Origin of the sequence: Streptococcus pluranimalium, from assembly GCF_047785705.1 — a bacterium.
Lineage (GTDB): Bacteria > Bacillota > Bacilli > Lactobacillales > Streptococcaceae > Streptococcus > Streptococcus pluranimalium_A.
The window spans coordinates 22,225-40,038 of record NZ_JBLOJV010000016.1 but is presented as its reverse complement, the minus strand read 5'-3'; the positions used below and the strand labels follow the sequence as shown (position 1 = coordinate 40,038).

Genomic DNA, 17,814 nt, shown 5'->3' with positions numbered 1-17,814 from the left:
AAAAGTATAGTTTGTGTCATCTTCTATTTTACCCCCCCCCCCCCCCCCCCCCCTTTTTTGTCAAGTATTATGCTTGATTTGGCGGGGTTTTGGAGGCTTTTTACTGAGTATATCTGACCTTTTGGTGAGGGGAGACTAGCAAAAAATCGCCAGCGGGGCTGGCGATGGAGAGGGGGATGGTTGGCTTATCCTTTCATGTAAAAGGATGGTTGCTTGAGAGGGGGTTCTAGTTGTTGTGTGGGGGGGCTGGCCTTGCTATCCGCTAAAAAAGTAGCCAAATTTCTTTCCAGCTACTTTTTCGTCATATTTCTAACCGACTCTCTTTCTTTCAGGGTAAAGGGAACAATAATAGGATTGTCCTCTTCATATGGTTTTGACTTGATCATGCGTAATAACTGCTTGAAACTTGTTTCTCCTAGCTGGTCCAGATGAATATCAAAGGTTGTCAGATAGGGGTGAATTAAGGTTGAAAAAATGGAATTATTAAAGGTAATCAGCGATATGTGGTCAGGAACCTTTAAACCATAGTAAGACAGCAACTGCATGAGGCGAATGGTCACACGGTCAGAGATCACTACTAGCGCAGTCGGCTTCGCATCCTCGATAGCCGTCATGAGCTCATCGACAGTTTTAGGGTCAGAAGGGTCAAATAAGAGCATAGACTGATGAGGGAGCTTGTAATGGATCATGGCTTCCTTATAGCCATTGAAACGCTCTTTGGTAACCTTGGACTTTTGGTCATCCGTGACAAAGGCAATCGCGCGATGCCCCTTGTCATAGAGATAAGAAACCGCTTTTTTTCCCATGAGCTGATTGTCGTTGTTGATATAGGTGATCTGAGATTCCTTGCCTTCTGGCGCTCCTAAGACTACAAAAGGGATCTTATTGTCAAGCAAGTAATGGCGAATAGGATCTTCTTGGTCAGAGTATAGGATGATAAAACCATCTACTCGTTTTTGTTGGTGCATCAAGGAGACTTGCGCCAGTAAATCCTCTAAAGAAGTGCCTGTTGCGATGGAGATGGTAAAATCATTGAGCTTGGCTTGATGGGTAATGGTTGACAAAATCCGCATGAAAAAGGGTTCGCTTAAGCGATCCGATGTTGCCAAAGGTGGAAAGACCAAACCGACAGCATGACTCAAACCACTGGCCAACATTTGGGCAGCGACATTAGGCACATAGCCCAAGTCAGTCATGGCTTTGCGTACCTTGTCCTTGGTTTTTTGCGAAATTGAGCGATTGTCTTTTAAGACACGACTGACGGTTGATGGGTTTACACCTGCTCTTTCAGCGACATCTTTGATCGTAACCATGACCTATCTCCTTAAATCATTTTCTATTATAGTTTACAATACTTCTAACACCTTTTCAATATTTTAGAAAGCAAAATAGCGCAATCATACTCTTTATCATGCTTTAAATCTCCTGGTTTAAAAGCATCGTTGAAAAAAATTGACTTTTTTGACAAAAAAGACTTGACATTTTTTGCAAGCGATTGCATAATAGAGATGTAATTAATTTCTTTAGGAGGAAATCGCTATGAAATCATGGCAAAAAAAACTTATTTACGGTGCTGGGGTCACTCTTTTTTCAAGTGTCTTAGTCGCATGTGGCAATTCAGCCAACAAATCAGCTTCTGATGATGCTGCCAAAACAGCCTCTGGGGCTAAACAACTCAAACTATGGGTGCCTACAGATTCTAAAGACTCTTATAAAGAAGTCGTCGAAGCATTTGAAAAAGAATCTGGCTTTAAAGTTGAGGTAGTCGAGTCAGAAGACCCTAAAGCTCAAGAAAACATCAAAAAAGACCCTCAAGCAGCGGCGGATGTCTTCTCACTACCACATGACCAACTAGGTCAGTTAGTAGAGTCTGGTGCTATCCAAGAAATCCCAGAAAACTATGCTAATGAGGTTTCTGAGCAAGCTACAGACCAAGCCATTGCCGGTGCACAGTATAAGGGTAAAACCTATGCTTTCCCATTTGGTATTGAATCTCAAGTACTTTACTACAACAAAGAAAAACTGTCAGAAGACCAAGTGAAGTCTTACGAAAGCATCACTGACAATGCTACTTTCGGTGCTAACTTCAAGGAAGTTAACGCTTACCACATTGCACCACTCTTTATGTCAGTTGGTAACACTCTTTTTGGAGACAACGGTGAAGACGCTAGTGGTACAAACTGGGGTAACGATGCTGGTGTCAGCGTTCTAAAATGGATCGCTAGCCAAAAAGACAACAAAGGTTTTGTCAATGTTGATGCCAACAATACCATGTCTAAGTTTGGTGATGGCTCTGTTGCTGCCTTCCAATCAGGTCCTTGGGACTATGAAACAGCTAAAAAATCAGTTGGTGAGGATAAATTAGGCATTGCTCCTTACCCTACAGTTAAGATTGGCGATACTGACGTTCAACAAAAAGCCTTTCTTGGTGTTAAACTTTACGCGGTTAACCAAGCACCAGCAGGTGGAGATGCCGAACGTATCGCAGCTAGCTACAAATTGGCTTCATACCTAACCAATGAAGATAGCCAAGAAAATCAATTTAAAAAACGCTCTATTGTTCCTTCAAACAAAGAGGTTCAGTCTTCTGACGAGGTTCAAAATAATCAACTTGCTAAAACAGTCATTACTATGGGATCTTCAGACAAATACACTGTCGTAATGCCTAAGATTAGCCAAATGACAGCATTCTGGACTGAAACTGCTGCTGTACTTAGTGACACTTACAATGGTAAAATCAAAGAATCTGATTACCTGAACAAACTAAAACAACTTGACAAAGACTTAGCTGATGCTAAATAATCTAAATTAAGTTCGTGCAGTCAACCTAGGAGGTGGAGATTGACTCCAACATACGTGTTGTGAGAATACTCCACCTTTTATGTTTATCAAAATACCTCACCCTTATCTCACTGTTTTATCCAAAAGGGTATCAGACAGACGTCAGAGATAAACCATTTACTTGAAAAGAGGTATTCAACCCTATACTAAGGAGACCATTTATGACTAAGTCCCTCTTTTATGAAGATGTCAGTGTTTCTGAGGCGCTTTCCAAAGGTGGATGGGATATTAAACTATCAGCCATTGTGATGGGCTTTGCTAACCTGGCCAACAAACAAATCATCAAAGGCCTTTTGTTCTTGGGCAGTCAAATCGTTTTTCTCATTGCCTTTTTTTCTCAAGTCATTCCAGCCTTAACTGGCCTTGTAACCCTTGGAACGCAAGAGCAAGGCATGACCACCAAAACAGTCAATGGCATTAAGTTAGCTGTTGCTGTTGAGGGTGATAATTCTATGCTGATGCTTATCTTTGGATTAGCGTCTATCATCTTCTGTTTGGTTTTTGCTTATATTTATTGGTGTAACTTAAAGAGTGCGCGCCATCTTTACGTGATTAAACGTGATCATGGTAAGATTCCAAGCTTCAAAGAAGATGTTGCCACCCTATCAAACGGTCGTTTCCACATGACCTTGATGGCTATTCCGATGATTGGTGTCTTGCTCTTTACCATCTTGCCTTTGCTTTATATGATCAGTTTAGCCTTCACCAACTATGATCACCATCATTTGCCACCTAAATCACTGTTTGATTGGGTTGGTTTGACCAATTTTGGTAATATCTTAACTGGCCGCATGGCGGGTACTTTCTTCCCAGTCTTGTCATGGACATTGATTTGGGCGGTTTTTGCGACAGTCACTAACTTTTTCTTTGGGATTCTTCTTGCCCTCTTGATTAATACCAAAGGACTAAAGTTTAAAAAAATGTGGCGTACCATTTTTGTCATTACCATGGCAGTCCCTCAATTCATCTCACTGCTGATTATGCGAAATTTACTAAACGATGAAGGCCCTCTCAATGTCCTTTTGCAACATCTGGGCTTAATAAAAAGCGGACTTCCCTTTCTCTCTGATCCCTTGTGGGCTAAATTCTCAATCATCTTTGTCAATATGTGGGTCGGTATCCCAGTAACCATGTTGGTCGCAACTGGTATCATCATGAACCTGCCACAAGAACAAATCGAGGCTGCTGAGATTGATGGGGCAAGTAAGTTCCAAATCTTTAAATCCATTACTTTCCCACAAATCCTCTTGATCATGACACCAACCTTGATCCAGCAGTTTATTGGTAACATCAATAACTTTAATGTGATTTTCCTATTGACTGGTGGTGGACCTGTTAACTCGCAATTCTACCAAGCAGGATCAACCGATCTCTTGGTGACCTGGCTCTATAAATTAACCGTCACTGCTGCTGACTACAATCTAGCTTCCGTTATCGGTATCTTAATCTTTGTCCTCTCAGCAGGCTTTAGCCTCTTGGCTTATACACGAACCTCATCATACAAGGAAGGAGTTGCTAAATAATGAAATCAAAACGTCACATGCAATTAGGGTTTGTCTATACCTTGCTTATCGTGCTCTCACTCATCTGGCTCTTTCCGATCGCTTGGGTAATCCTAACCAGTTTGCGTGGTGAGGGAACAGCCTATGTCAATTACTTCATCCCCAAAACATGGACCTTGGATAATTACATCAACCTCTTTACCAATGATTCCTTTCCATTTGGTCGCTGGTTTATCAATACCTTATTCGTGGCTGTTGCTACTTGTGTCATTTCAACCTTTATCACGGTTGCTATGGCCTACTCACTCAGTCGGATTAAGTTCAAATTCCGTAATGGCTTCTTGAAATTAGCACTGATTCTTAACATGTTCCCTGGTTTCATGAGCATGATTGCTGTTTACTACATTTTAAAAGCTCTCAATTTGACACAGTCCTTAATCGCCTTAGTTTTGGTGTATTCATCAGGAGCTGCACTTGGCTTTTACATCGCTAAAGGTTTCTTTGATATCATTCCCTACTCATTGGATGAGTCAGCAATGATTGATGGAGCAACACGTAAGGATATTTTCTTTAAAATAACCTTGCCTTTATCAAAACCGATCATTGTCTACACTGCCTTAATGGCCTTTATTGGACCATGGATGGACTTTATCTTCGCACAAGTCATCCTTGGAGACGCGACAAACAAATACACGGTTGCTATCGGACTCTTTTCTATGTTGCAGCCTGATACCATTAACAACTGGTTTATGTCCTTTACCGCAGGATCTGTTCTCATCGCCCTTCCCATCACCCTTCTCTTCATCTTTATGCAAAAATACTATGTTGAAGGCATTACTGGTGGATCGGTTAAATAAACATCACTATAATATTCAAAAAATCCAGTCGCTTGATGAAAGGACTGGGTTTTTGATGTATCCGAAAAATAACTATTTTTAAGCATTTACTCAAAAAGACTGCCGAGCAGTCTTTCAAATCTTATTTTTTAAAGATGCCAAATGGTTTTCCCATTGGAAGGAAGGTATAGCCAAAATGCCCATTGAGGATATTGCCTGCAAAGCCATAAAAAGAGACTAGAGCGATGGCTAACTCTGAGTAAGCTGCTAAAAGGTGCATACTGTGTACTGCTACCCCCAAGGTTGATAGGGTTAAGCCAACAAAAAGCAAATCAATCAACACAAAGATGATAAAAAGCACTTTGTTGGTTTCAGTAGAGGCTACGGTCATGACTAGCGTAAAAATCAAGTAGCCCAAAAAGGCAAATCCAAGTTGTTTAACATCAGCTGCTTCAGCCATTTTTTGACCAAAAACACCATTTTGAATCAACCAAGTCAAGGCAACGCCAAACCAAAACAAGGCATAACTACCAAAAGCTGTTGTGCCAAAAAGATTCTGGCGTTTTGAATCATGAATACAGGCAAATAACTGTGCAAAAGCACCAAGGAAAATAGCCCAAGGAATGACCAACGATGTACCAGATGTCAAACCAAGCTTTTGAGAAGACGCCACAAGGGTAACGATTGCTAAACCAAACAAGCCCAAAGCTGACGGATCGGCATTAGCGATTTTAATTGTTTTTTGTTCAGACATGTGAACTCCTAAAAAATTTTTTCTATCTTAAAACCATGGAAAAAGAGCTAGATAAGCTAACCCCTTTTCTCTGATTTGAGACAGTATCAGTATATCAAAAATAGCGACTAACAACAAAACATTTAACCACTGAATGCTTTATTTACGCCATAGCTTTTAATTCTAAGACGAGGTCTCGTATTTGCGCAGCTAATTCAAAGTCTAGTAATTCCGCTGCTTCTTGCATTTGGTTTTGTAGTTTCTTAATAGCTTCTTGACGTTCTGACTTGTTCATAGCTGTGTAATCAACTGTTTCTTCAGCCACTTCTGTATCAGAAGCCTTAGAAATTCCAATCAAGTCACGAATGTCTTTCTTGATTGTTTGTGGTACGATGCCGTGCTTATCATTGTAAGCGATCTGGATCTGACGACGACGAGCCGTTTCATCCATGGCGCGCTGCATGGAGTCAGTGATTTTATCGGCATACATGATGACGTGTCCTTCTGAGTTACGAGCTGCACGGCCGATGGTTTGGATAAGGCCACGCTCGTTTCGAAGAAATCCTTCCTTATCAGCATCCAAAATCGCTACCAGGCTAACTTCTGGCACGTCAATCCCTTCACGAAGCAGGTTGATTCCGATGAGAACATCAAATAGACCTAGACGCAGGTCACGGATAATCTCGGTTCGCTCCAAGGTCTTGATATCTGAGTGCATGTACTTGACTTTGACACCCATTTCTTTGAGATAATCTGTCAGATCTTCTGCCATCTTCTTAGTCAAGGTTGTCACGAAAGTTCGCTCTCCTTTTTCAGAGCGAATGGTGATTTCCTCCAAGAGATCATCCATTTGTCCCATGGTTGGGCGGACATCAATTTCTGGATCTAAAAGACCTGTTGGTCGAATGATCTGCTCGATCACTGTGTCTGTTTGTTCTTGTTCATAATCACCTGGCGTCGCTGATACGTAGACAATCTGATGAATATGGCTTTCAAACTCCTCACGACGAAGGGGACGATTATCCAGTGCTGATGGCAGTCGAAAGCCGTAATCAACCAGCATTTGTTTACGGGAACGGTCACCATTATACATGCCCTTGATCTGTCCCATGGTCATGTGACTCTCGTCAATCATGATTAAAAAATCTTTGGGAAAGAAATCCAGTAAGGTATAGGGTGGCTCTCCTTCACTTCGACCATCCATGTGACGGGAATAATTTTCAACACCGTTGGTGTAGCCCATTTCCCTAAGCATTTCGATGTCATACTCTGTTCTTTGTTTAAGACGTTGGGCTTCTAAGAGTTTCCCTTCTGCTTCAAAGATCTGGAGCTGCTGCTCAAGTTCGGCTTGAATCTTGGCAATGGACTGCTCCATATGCTCTTCATTGGTCACAAAGTGAGTCGCAGGAAAGAGCACCAAGTGCTCGACATCACCAAGACTTTTTCCCGTCAGACTCTCTATTTCACGGATACGATCAATCTCATCTCCAAAAAATTCGATCCGAAAGGCATGCTGGTCTCTGGAGGCTGGGAAAATTTCCACCACATCACCGCGAACACGAAAACGCCCTCGCTGAAAGTCAATGTCATTGCGCTCAAACTGAATATCAACTAATTGATTGAGCAGTTGATCTCGTGACATCTCCTGACCTGGTCTTAGCGATACGGCTGAATCAGCATATTCTTTAGGAGAACCCAAACCATAGATGCAAGAAACGGAGGCGACAACGATAACATCGTTTCGCTCTAAAAGCGCTGATGTGGCTGAGTGCCTTAATTTATCAATCTCATCATTAACCGACGAATCCTTCTCGATATAAGTGTCAGATGAGGGCACATAGGCTTCTGGCTGGTAGTAGTCATAGTATGATACAAAATATTCCACGGCATTATCTGGAAAAAATTCTTTAAACTCACCATATAGCTGACCGGCTAGTGTCTTGTTATGGGCGATGACCAAGGTAGGTTTATTAACACGACTAATCACCTGACTCATGGTATAGGTCTTACCTGTCCCTGTTGCTCCGAGTAAAATCTGCGATTTTTCGCCACCCTCTATATTGTCAACTAAGGCTTCAATCGCTTGGGGTTGATCACCAGAAGGGGAATATTTAGATACTAATTTAAAGGTATTATGCTCTTGTCTATCTATCATGTTTCTATTTTAGCACAGCATTTTGGGTTTTGCTCAGTAAAATGTTTCAACAAAAAGAGGTTGTCAGTATTATTGTCATCATCAAAATCATTGGAAATCAAAAAGGCTAGAACGCTTGTTCCAACCTCTCAAAGTTTTAGTTGTGTTTATCTGCTTTTTGTTTTTTCATGAGGTAAAGAATGACGATGATAAAAGCAATCTCAACCAAGCAGGTAATCAGACTTCCTTCGATCCCAAAATGCCCTCCTGATAGCCAGGTTGGTGCTTGAGGATTACTAGCAAAGCGAAAGAGAGAGGCACTGGCATCACTCCCTGATACTTCAATACCGTAAATATTCCCTTGAACAAAATTCCAAGAAGCATGTAGTCCCATAACACTCCAAATATTATCACGATATAGCATGAATAAGGCTAAGCCAATACCAGATAAGAGTAAGTCTAGGAAGGCAAAAATGGTGATGTGATCATTTCCCATGTGCATCAAGCCAAAGAGGAAACTAGAGATACCGATGGCTATAGCAATGCCTAAGCGACTGTTGATTAGAGGGAGTAACCAAGCTCTGGTTAGTAATTCTTCTGTACCTCCTTGAATCATCCAGAAAGGAATAATAGAAAGGACAAACAAGAGTGAGGTACTTGAAAAGTCGACTCCCTTAAATTGACTGCCGCCTAGTAGAAAGACAACTAAGAGAGATAGGCTGAACTGCAGTGCACCAACTCCAAACCCTAGAAGTAACTCTCGAAAACGATTGTCTTTATAAAAACCAAGAGTGATCAAGGGACGTTTTTCAACCCATTTTACCCAAGCAAAAAGCAGACCTGCAGTAAAAGCAAAAGCTAATAATTCGACATGTAAGGAGTTAGCAATCGTATCAAGGAGTGGCGATTGGCCTATGGTTAAAATCCCAAGGACAAGGAACAATAGCCTCGCAAGCTCAAAGAGAAACCCTCCTGCTATAAAGAAGCACTCCACCAAACCACAGCCAAGAAGCACCAAGGCCCAAGTCGGCCATTTGCGATAGCGCTCGAAATGATGGGTTAAGATATGTTTAAAGTTCATTTTAAAGTGATAACCTCGCTTTTTTTAGTTTAGGAAATGATTATAGTATCATTTCCTTTTAATGTCATTTTTAAAGTGCTTTTCTAAGTTAAGTTGCAATTTTTAATAATTAGTCAACAAAACACTCAATAATATGTTAGATTTTATAACATGATTTTCAAAAAAAAGATTGCCCTAGATCAAAAGTTTTGCTATAATAAGCTATATTTTTGATAAAAGGAGATCAACATGAAAACAACATTACGATTATTGTTGCTAATGTTTGTTTCTGTTTTCTTTGTTTTCGGTAGTGATGTCAGTGGTGATACAATTAACATTGTATCTGATACTGCTTACGCACCTTTTGAATTCAAAGATTCAGACCAAACTTATAAAGGTATTGACGTTGATATTATCAATGAAGTTGCCAAACGCAAGAACTGGGATATGAACATGACCTTCCCTGGATTTGATGCCGCCTTAAATGCCGTGCAAGCTGGACAAGCTGATGCCTTGATGGCTGGTACCTCTGTTACGGAAGCACGTCAAAAGGTCTTTACTTTTTCGGATACTTATTACGACACTGCGATTGTGCTTTACACCAAAAAAGACCATGATGTGTCAAACTATCGTCAGTTAAAAGGAAAAACCGTTGGGGCTAAAAACGGAACAGCCTCCCAAACTTTCCTAGAAAAGAACCAGAAAAAATACGGTTATAAGGTCAAAGTCTTTGATACCGGAGACTTAATGAACAATAGCTTGGACTCTGGTTCTATTGATGCCGCGATGGATGATGAACCTGTTGTTCAATTTGCCATCAAACAAGGCAAACACTATGCCATCAACATGGACGGTGAAAAAATCGGAAGTTTTGCCTTTGCTGTCAAAAAAGGGAGCAAAAATGAGTATCTGATCAAGGATTTCAATGACGCCTTTGCTGACATGAAAAAAGATGGCACTTATGATAAAATCATGACAAAATGGCTGGGTGATGACGCATCAACTACTAAGCTAAGCGCAACTGGTCATGCCAAAGCCAAGGCAACCGCTCAAAAAGAGCTCTATGTGATTGCTTCAGACACTTCCTTTGCTCCCTTTGAGTACCAAGATGATTCTGGTCATTATGTTGGGTTTGATATGGAGTTGATCAAAGCCATTGCTAAGCAGCAAGGGTTTAACATTACCATCAATAATATTGGTTTTGACGCAGCCTTAAACGCTGTTCAATCCAGTCAAGCTGACGGAACGATTGCTGGTATGACTATTACTGAGGCACGAAAAGGCATCTTTGACTTTTCTGACCCTTACTACACAACCAATATCATTCTTGCTGTCAAAAAAGGCACTAAGCTAGCTGCTTATAGTGACTTAAAAGGAAAAACTGTTGGGGCTAAAACAGGAACCTCTTCTTATGATTTCCTTGATAGCCAAAAAGATAACTATGGCTTTACCCTCAAAGCCTTTGATGAAGCATCGACCATGTATGACAGTTTAAACTCTGGATCAATCGATGCACTGATGGATGATGAGCCTGTCCTGGCTTATGCTATCCAACAAGGAAGACAGTTTGAAACACCAATCCCAGGAGAACCTTCTGGTCAAGTTGGGTTTGCGGTAAAAAAAGGCAGCAATCCTGAACTGATCGAGATGTTCAATAATGGCTTGGCTGCTCTAAAAGCAGATGGTAGTTATAACAAGTTGGTGCAAAAATACTTGGCAACCTCTGCATCTGCTGAAAACAAGGGCGAAAAAACCATTGATGAAACCACTATCGCGGGCCTTCTTAGTAACAACTACAAGCAATTAATTTCTGGACTTGGCACTACCCTTGGGCTAACACTGATTTCGTTTGCGATTGCGATTGTGATCGGTATTATCTTTGGTCTCATGGCAGTTGCGCCAAGCAAGACACTTCGTATGGTATCATCTGTTTTTGTGGATGTTGTGCGTGGTATTCCTTTGATGATTGTCGCTGCTTTTATCTTCTGGGGAATTCCAAACTTTATTGAGAGCCTCACTGGCAAACAATCCCCTATCAATGACTTTGTCGCTGCTACTATCGCTCTGTCCTTAAATGGCGGTGCTTATATTGCAGAGATTGTGCGTGGTGGTATTGAGGGTGTCCCTAGTGGACAGATGCAAGCCAGTCGAAGTCTCGGTGTTCCTTATCAAACAACCATGCGTAAGATCGTCTTACCTCAGGCAGTCAAACTCATGCTCCCTAACTTTGTCAACCAATTTGTGATTTCATTAAAAGATACCACTATCGTATCAGCCATCGGTTTGGTAGAATTATTCCAAACAGGGAAAATCATCATCGCTCGTAACTACCAATCTTTCCGTATGTATGCGATCCTTGCTATCATCTACCTCCTTATCATCACCTTATTGACCAAGTTAGCAAAACGTTTAGAAAAGAGGCTTAAATAATGGCAGAATTAAAAATTGATATCCAAGATTTGCACAAATCCTACGGTGACAACCAAGTCCTAAAAGGCATCACTGCTCAATTTTACGAAGGGGACGTGGTTTGTATCATTGGACCTTCTGGTTCTGGAAAATCAACCTTCCTTCGCACACTCAATCTGTTAGAAAGCATTACCAGTGGTAAGGTTGTCGTTGATGGTTTTGAATTGTCAGATCCAAAGACTAATATTGATAAAGCACGTGAAAATATTGGGATGGTATTCCAGCATTTCAATCTTTTTCCGCACATGACCGTTCTTGATAATGTCATGTTTGCCCCCGTTGAACTTGGCAAATTAAGTAAAGCTGAGGCTGAAAAACAAGGGATGGAACTCCTTGAAAAAGTCGGATTGGCTGAAAAACGTGATGCACTGCCTGGTAGCTTATCTGGTGGGCAAAAACAGCGTGTCGCCATTGCTCGTTCCTTGGCTATGAATCCTGACATTATGCTCTTTGATGAGCCAACATCTGCTCTTGACCCTGAAATGGTCGGCGATGTCCTCAATGTTATGAAAGACCTAGCTGAGCAAGGCATGACCATGTTGATTGTTACCCATGAGATGGGCTTTGCTCGTCAAGTCGCCAACCGTGTTATCTTTACCGACGGTGGCGAATTTATCGAAGATGGAACACCAGAGCAAATCTTTGATAACCCACAACACCCACGACTTAAAGACTTCCTTGATAAGGTACTTAGTCATTAATTTTCAATAATAATCAAAAATCATTCAGGTCTATGACTTGAATGATTTTTTGATGATCTTTAAAAATAGTTCTGTTTCTTCCCTGCTTTTGAATTGGTACCATGTCTTTTTCGGATAAAGCTTCATAAAGTTTAGGAGTTTAGGACGGCTAGTCTGGGAAAAGCCTTTTATAAAACCCAAAAATTCTTACCTAAATCCAAGGTTTCAATGATAATAATGTGTTCCATAAATCCATTAAGTCTATCGGTTCAAAATTGACCGCGATTTCAAATTGTGTTATGATTGATTTAATATTATTTGGAGGTAAGGAGCACATGATTCACTAAAAGACAAAATAGGATACCTTTATCAAGTTTTGTTTTTTAGTATGCTCTTTTATTCCTGTCTGTTATATTTGCAGGTCTCTTTGCATACCCAAACTCTCTACTTGATAAAGTAGGGAGTTTTTAATATGTTCAAGGAGGTATTTATGTTACACATTCAAGATTTAACACTGACTCACCAAAAAGATCTACAAGATTTGACTAAAAATCTAAGTTTAGTTGTCAATAAGGGTGATAAATTAGCCATTATCGGCGAGGAAGGGACGGGAAAATCAAGCCTCATCAAAGCCATTGTTGATTTTGATATGATTTCAGATTACTTAGACATTAAAGGAAAGGTTATCAATCACTTTCATCATACGGCTTATTTGCCACAAAGCCTTTCAGTCATTCAACTGGAACAGTTGGTGACGGATTTTATCTATCAAGACATTGACTATCGTCTTTTCGATTTTTCTTTATTTTACAAATTAGCTAACCATTTCCATATCAATATCGAAAGGTTCGAAACCAACCATCAAACCATGAATAGTTTATCTGGTGGTGAAAAAATAAAAATACAACTGCTAAAACTCTTGGCTCAAGATCCAGATTTATTGATTTTAGATGAACCATCCAGTGATTTAGACTTGGATAGTTTGAGTTGGTTAGAAGCCTTTATTGCTCAATCTGATAAAACCATTATTTTTATTTCACATGACGAAACCTTTCTTGAAAACACCGCTACTGCCATTCTCCATCTGGAATTGTTGAAGAAACGCACGACACCACGTGCCAGCTATTTTCATGGCAGCTATCAGGATTATAAGCAAAATCGTGGAGAGACTTATGACCGCCAGCTACAACGCGCCAAGAAGGAACGCGAGGAACACCAAAACCGTATGGCTCGAAGCCATCGCATCCACCAAAGCGTTGAACATCAACTTCGACATACTAACAATGATGTTGCTGGACGGCTACTCGCCAAAAAACTTAAAAATATCCTTTCCCAAGAAAAACGCTATGAAAAAGAAGCCGAAAACTTTACAGAAATCCCACAAGACATGGATGCAATCAACCTTTTCTTTTCAGAAATCACACCGCTTCCTCCAAATAAAGTTTTACTCCACTGGGAACAAAAACAACTAGAAACTGGACAAACAGTTGATCTACTGATACGTGGGCAAGATAAGCTAGCCATTACAGGAAAAAATGGTATCGGAAAAACACGATTACTCAAACAAATTTTAGCAGAAACCAGACAAAGAAAAGATTTATCTGTTGGCTATATGCCACAACATTATGAGGAACTAATGCCTGTAAATCTTTCGTCACTTGAATTTTTAATAGAGGTTAGTGAAGCTGAAACAGTAAAAACACTTCTAGCAAGTCTACGGTTTACCTCCGATGAAATGCTTCATTCGCTAGCAGCATTATCAGGTGGCCAAAAAGCTAAAGTCTTCCTAGCCAAAATGGTACTAGCAGGTAACAACATCCTTATCTTAGATGAACCAACACGACACTTCTCTCCAACTAGCCAACCTATTATCCGAGAACTGTTTAAAAACTATCCAGGAGCCATTATCAGTGTCTCTCATGACAGATACTATATTAAAGAAAGTGTCAAAATAGCTTATCAATTAAATCCTCAAAACTTCCAGAGATTAAAGTAATCCCTTCCCACTAATACATACTTTTCTGATAAAATAGAATAATCACATCAACAGAAAGTGTCCTATGATTCAAAAACTCCTTACTATCTTACATGACATCTACAAACATTTTATCATTTATAGCCTAAGAACTGCTTTTTTACAAGTGGTCATCACTATTGGAGGATCTTATCTGTTATCTTGGCTCTTTCGGGGGATTCTGGTCTCATCTGGCTACCCTGGTTTGTCTTTAGATAATGTGGTCAGCTTTTTCTTGAATCCTCTGACCTTTAGCCTCTTGATGCTTTACCTTTTTGTCCTAGCATTCTTGATTTTTTTAGAATTTTCTTTCTTGGTCGAAATGCTACGCTATAAGGAAACGCCTTTAGAACTAGAATTTAAACGCTTTAAGGCTGATTTCAAAAACTTTCTCTTTAGTATCCGAGGTCGTCATTTTTTCTCTTTTTTGGCCTATCTGATACTCACCATTCCTGTGCTTCGTTTTTTCTTTTCATCAGCCCTGCTTGAGCGGTTATACATCCCCTCTTTTATCACTGGGGAGCTTGAAAAGTCCAATATGGGACATCTGGGATTGGTTATTGGCTTTGCCATCGTTTTTTACCTCAACTTACGTCTGATTTATACCCTGCCATTGACCATTATTGAGCAGAAAACGCACTTTACAGAGCATTTAAAAACCAGCTGGCGTATGACCGCTGGTCGCTCTTTGTTGACCTTGCTAGGCTTAGAGATGATCTCAGCTACCATTACCTTGGTATCTTTTAGCCTGTCAGGCCTTATTTTGGCGATCTTATCGTTTGTTTTTTCAAGTCCTAATGACAAGCAGTGGTTGGTTCAAATCATCTTATTAAGCCTGGTCTGGATCATTATTTTTGCGGCAAGCTTGCTTATCAAATTAGCCTCTATTTCCTATCTTGTCCTCAATATTGAGACAGAGACTCAGATTGTCCAAGTCAATCCAAGCTCAAAAAGAAAAAAGAGCCGCTGGTTACGCCTTGTAATCTTAAACAGTGCTATTGCTATCGGAGCTTTTCTTTACCATGCCAATCTCCTAAGCAATGGCAAGCCTGATCAAATTGCGATCATTGCCCATCGAGGATTTGTTAATAAAGCTGTTGAAAATTCTATTGAGGGGTTACAGGCTTCCAAAAAAGCCAAGGCTAATATGGTTGAAGTGGATGTCCTAATGACCAAAGACAAGCAGTTTGTTGTGGTTCATGATGATCATCTCAAACGCTTGAGTAAGCGTGCCATCACCGTCAGTCAGTCCAAGGCGAGTGATATTATTGGTCTAACACTTCATCAGCATGGTCACACCAGTCAGCTCGTCTCTTTCAAAACCTTTCTAGCCGAAGCAAATCGGCTCAAGATGCCCTTACTTATTGATCTAAAAACAAGTAAGGGACAAGAGGATTATGCTCCCTTATTTCTAAAAGAACTGGATAGCCTTTCCCTTAGTCAAGGCAGTCAAATCATGTCTCTTGATTTAGATCTCATTGAAAGCATTGAGAAAAAGCGGCCGGATCTAACAACTGGTCATGTCATCACCTTTCAATTTGGCGATTTTGCTTCAAATCATGTTGATTTTTATGCCATTGAAGAATTTTCATACACCAATCATATCGCAAAACTTGCTCATGATCGGCAAAAAAAACTGTATATCTGGACCATCAATGATCAAGATAAATTAAAAACCTATCTGCAATCAGCCGTTGATGGCATTATCACTGATTACCCAACTAAAGCACGGCTTAAACAAAATGATCTGGTCACTAATCAAGACTTTTTCTCTCTACTCACAAGACTACTTGATTTAGATTAATGATAGGCTTTAACAATTTAAACCTTAAAAAAGCATGACAGGCTCTATAGGCAACCAGTCATGCTTTTTCTTATGGATTTGCTTGTTCCTGTGCTTGTCGCTCCCGCTCCAGACGTAAGTGTCGGTTAGGGTTGAGGGTGTTAAACAACTCCTCCAACTTCTCTGCTGTCCAGATATCGGCTGCCGAAACAAACTTACCGTCCTTATCTTTAAAAGATATGGGCTTGTCTCCCATGGTCAATTCCTTTCTGTCTTATGCGTTTACTCAATTTGGGGTAGCATACGAGTTGAAACTTGCCTTCGTTAATCAAGTTAAACACGATCTAGGTTCTGTTCAAAAAAGATAGATTTTTTTCAGTAAAAGTTTAACGGCCTTTGTATCCTAATCTACAAACTCAAATTCAAAGTTACCAATGCGAACACTATCGCCATCTTTGGCACCACGTTGGCGCAGGGCCTCATCAACTCCCATACCACGCAATTGACGGGCAAATTTCATGAGGGATTCATCACGTTCAAGGTTAGTCATGACAAAGAGTTTCTCTAACTTCTCACCTGAAAGAACCCAAGTCGCATCATCATCACGTGAAATCTCAAATGGACGCTCATCTGGATTGAAGCCGTAGTAGATCTCATCTTCTTGCATGTCAGACTCGTCATAGAGTAAGAACTCATCTGTCTTATCCAAGAGTTCAGACGTGGCTTCAAGCAGACTTTCCAAGCCTTGGTGGGCAATCCCTGAGACTGGAAAAATCATTGGCAATTCTTCAAATTCATCGTATGCTTTTGCTAACTGTTCTTTGAAAGCCTTTAGATTTTCCTCTGCTTCTGGCATGTCCATTTTGTTAGCCACAATAATCTGAGGACGCTCCATCAAACGCAGGTTATAAGACTCAAGCTCATTATTGATAGTTTGATAATCCTCAAACGGATCACGACCCTCGCTAGCTGACATGTCAATCACATGCAAAATAACACGGGTACGCTCAATATGGCGTAAAAATTGTGTTCCAAGACCGACGCCTTGATGGGCTCCTTCGATCAATCCTGGAAGGTCAGCCATGACAAAGTTATCACCTGACTTGGTGCGTACCATTCCGATATTTGGAACAATAGTTGTAAAATGATAAGCGCCAATCTTAGGCTTGGCAGCTGAGACTACGCTTAGCAGTGTGGATTTACCAACAGATGGAAAACCAACCAGCCCTACATCAGCTAGGATTTTTAGTTCCAACTCCAGTTGACGCTCCTCACCGGGTTCACCATTTTCAGCGATCTCTGGTGCAGGATTTCGAGGAGTCGCAAATCGTATATTACCACGACCACCACGACCACCACGAGCGACAACAAAGGTTTGCCCATTTTCGATTAAATCGGTTAAGACTTTTCCAGTTTCAGCATCACGAACCGTCGTTCCTTGGGGAACTTTGACATAGAGGTCTTGTGCCCCTTTGCCATGCATTCCTTTGGTCATGCCTTTTTCACCAGCTTTAGCATTAAACTTTCGGTTGTACCGAAAATCCATAAGGGTGCGAAGTCCTTCATCTACCACGAAAATGACGTTGCCACCACGACCGCCATCACCACCCCAAGGACCACCATCTGGGACATACTTCTCACGGCGAAAGGCAACCATACCATCGCCACCACGACCAGCCTTGACCGAAATTTTGGCCGTATCTAAAAACATACTCATCTTCTTCCTCTTTTCTTATCAGAAAAAACGCTTTTCAGCGTTTTT

13 protein-coding genes are annotated in these 17,814 nt (G+C 40.7%); 7 read left to right on the top strand and 6 right to left on the bottom strand.

From position 1 onward, the window contains the following. Positions 1–290 precede the first annotated feature (290 nt). Complete coding sequence (locus tag ACMZ6Z_RS05505) at positions 291–1,313, bottom strand: LacI family DNA-binding transcriptional regulator (protein ID WP_416131607.1); 1,023 nt, start codon at positions 1,311–1,313, stop codon at positions 291–293. A 226-nt stretch (positions 1,314–1,539) separates the two neighbouring features. On the opposite strand from ACMZ6Z_RS05505, the gene ACMZ6Z_RS05500 reads away from it, so the two are divergent. The 3 genes from ACMZ6Z_RS05500 to ACMZ6Z_RS05490 all read left to right on the top strand — a co-directional run bounded on the left by ACMZ6Z_RS05500 (position 1,540) and on the right by ACMZ6Z_RS05490 (position 5,200). Continuing rightward, a complete protein-coding gene (locus ACMZ6Z_RS05500; protein ID WP_416131606.1) occupies positions 1,540–2,802 on the top strand; it encodes an extracellular solute-binding protein in 1,263 nt (420 codons plus the stop codon). 200 nt (positions 2,803–3,002) lie between these two features. Continuing rightward, positions 3,003–4,364 (top strand): carbohydrate ABC transporter permease, encoded by a 1,362-nt coding sequence (locus tag ACMZ6Z_RS05495; protein WP_416131605.1) that lies wholly within the window; start codon positions 3,003–3,005, stop codon positions 4,362–4,364. Further along, entirely contained in the window at positions 4,364–5,200 is an 837-nt protein-coding gene (locus tag ACMZ6Z_RS05490; protein WP_416131604.1) for a sugar ABC transporter permease, read from the top strand. The genes ACMZ6Z_RS05495 and ACMZ6Z_RS05490 overlap by 1 nt, the downstream gene beginning before the upstream one ends. A gap of 121 nt (positions 5,201–5,321) precedes the next feature. Here ACMZ6Z_RS05490 and ACMZ6Z_RS05485 read toward each other — a convergent pair whose 3' ends face one another. From ACMZ6Z_RS05485 to ACMZ6Z_RS05475, 3 genes are all read right to left on the bottom strand, one after another. Continuing rightward, positions 5,322–5,933, bottom strand: a complete 612-nt coding sequence (locus tag ACMZ6Z_RS05485; protein ID WP_416131603.1) for an acetate uptake transporter — start codon at positions 5,931–5,933, stop codon at positions 5,322–5,324. Positions 5,934–6,075: 142 nt separating this feature from the next. After that, positions 6,076–8,067, bottom strand: a complete 1,992-nt coding sequence (uvrB, locus tag ACMZ6Z_RS05480; protein ID WP_416131602.1) for an excinuclease ABC subunit UvrB — start codon at positions 8,065–8,067, stop codon at positions 6,076–6,078. A 136-nt stretch (positions 8,068–8,203) separates the two neighbouring features. After that, complete coding sequence (locus ACMZ6Z_RS05475; protein WP_416131601.1) at positions 8,204–9,127, bottom strand: CPBP family intramembrane glutamic endopeptidase; 924 nt, start codon at positions 9,125–9,127, stop codon at positions 8,204–8,206. A gap of 228 nt (positions 9,128–9,355) precedes the next feature. Here ACMZ6Z_RS05475 and ACMZ6Z_RS05470 point away from each other — a divergent pair, with 228 nt between their 5' ends. The 4 genes from ACMZ6Z_RS05470 to ACMZ6Z_RS05455 all read left to right on the top strand — a co-directional run bounded on the left by ACMZ6Z_RS05470 (position 9,356) and on the right by ACMZ6Z_RS05455 (position 16,073). Further along, positions 9,356–11,536, top strand: coding sequence for an ABC transporter substrate-binding protein/permease (locus ACMZ6Z_RS05470; protein WP_416131600.1), 2,181 nt, complete (start codon positions 9,356–9,358; stop codon positions 11,534–11,536). Further along, positions 11,536–12,276, top strand: a complete 741-nt coding sequence (locus ACMZ6Z_RS05465) for an amino acid ABC transporter ATP-binding protein (protein ID WP_416131599.1) — start codon at positions 11,536–11,538, stop codon at positions 12,274–12,276. Before ACMZ6Z_RS05470 ends, ACMZ6Z_RS05465 begins: the two co-directional genes overlap by 1 nt. Positions 12,277–12,745: 469 nt before the next feature. After that, positions 12,746–14,251: an ATP-binding cassette domain-containing protein gene (locus ACMZ6Z_RS05460; RefSeq protein ID WP_416131598.1), complete on the top strand. Its 1,506-nt coding sequence runs from the start codon at positions 12,746–12,748 to the stop codon at positions 14,249–14,251. A gap of 64 nt (positions 14,252–14,315) precedes the next feature. Beyond that, positions 14,316–16,073 (top strand): glycerophosphoryl diester phosphodiesterase membrane domain-containing protein, encoded by a 1,758-nt coding sequence (locus tag ACMZ6Z_RS05455; protein ID WP_416131597.1) that lies wholly within the window; start codon positions 14,316–14,318, stop codon positions 16,071–16,073. A 70-nt stretch (positions 16,074–16,143) separates the two neighbouring features. On the opposite strand, the gene ACMZ6Z_RS05450 is transcribed toward ACMZ6Z_RS05455, so the two are convergent. Then, entirely contained in the window at positions 16,144–16,308 is a 165-nt protein-coding gene (locus ACMZ6Z_RS05450) for a hypothetical protein (RefSeq protein WP_416131596.1), read from the bottom strand. Between the two features lie 147 nt (positions 16,309–16,455). Beyond that, positions 16,456–17,769: a GTPase ObgE gene (gene obgE, locus ACMZ6Z_RS05445; protein WP_416131595.1), complete on the bottom strand. Its 1,314-nt coding sequence runs from the start codon at positions 17,767–17,769 to the stop codon at positions 16,456–16,458. Positions 17,770–17,814 lie beyond the last annotated feature (45 nt).

Coding starts and splice junctions, on each gene's coding strand:
- ACMZ6Z_RS05500 (WP_416131606.1), top strand. CDS start 1,540: ATGAAATCATGGCAAAAAAAACTTATTTACGGTGCTGGGGTCACTCTT.
- uvrB (WP_416131602.1), bottom strand. CDS start 8,067: ATGATAGATAGACAAGAGCATAATACCTTTAAATTAGTATCTAAATAT.
- ACMZ6Z_RS05460 (WP_416131598.1), top strand. CDS start 12,746: ATGTTACACATTCAAGATTTAACACTGACTCACCAAAAAGATCTACAA.
- ACMZ6Z_RS05490 (WP_416131604.1), top strand. CDS start 4,364: ATGAAATCAAAACGTCACATGCAATTAGGGTTTGTCTATACCTTGCTT.
- ACMZ6Z_RS05485 (WP_416131603.1), bottom strand. CDS start 5,933: ATGTCTGAACAAAAAACAATTAAAATCGCTAATGCCGATCCGTCAGCT.
- ACMZ6Z_RS05495 (WP_416131605.1), top strand. CDS start 3,003: ATGACTAAGTCCCTCTTTTATGAAGATGTCAGTGTTTCTGAGGCGCTT.
- ACMZ6Z_RS05465 (WP_416131599.1), top strand. CDS start 11,536: ATGGCAGAATTAAAAATTGATATCCAAGATTTGCACAAATCCTACGGT.
- ACMZ6Z_RS05470 (WP_416131600.1), top strand. CDS start 9,356: ATGAAAACAACATTACGATTATTGTTGCTAATGTTTGTTTCTGTTTTC.
- ACMZ6Z_RS05455 (WP_416131597.1), top strand. CDS start 14,316: ATGATTCAAAAACTCCTTACTATCTTACATGACATCTACAAACATTTT.
- ACMZ6Z_RS05505 (WP_416131607.1), bottom strand. CDS start 1,313: ATGGTTACGATCAAAGATGTCGCTGAAAGAGCAGGTGTAAACCCATCA.
- ACMZ6Z_RS05475 (WP_416131601.1), bottom strand. CDS start 9,127: ATGAACTTTAAACATATCTTAACCCATCATTTCGAGCGCTATCGCAAA.
- ACMZ6Z_RS05450 (WP_416131596.1), bottom strand. CDS start 16,308: ATGGGAGACAAGCCCATATCTTTTAAAGATAAGGACGGTAAGTTTGTT.
- obgE (WP_416131595.1), bottom strand. CDS start 17,769: ATGAGTATGTTTTTAGATACGGCCAAAATTTCGGTCAAGGCTGGTCGT.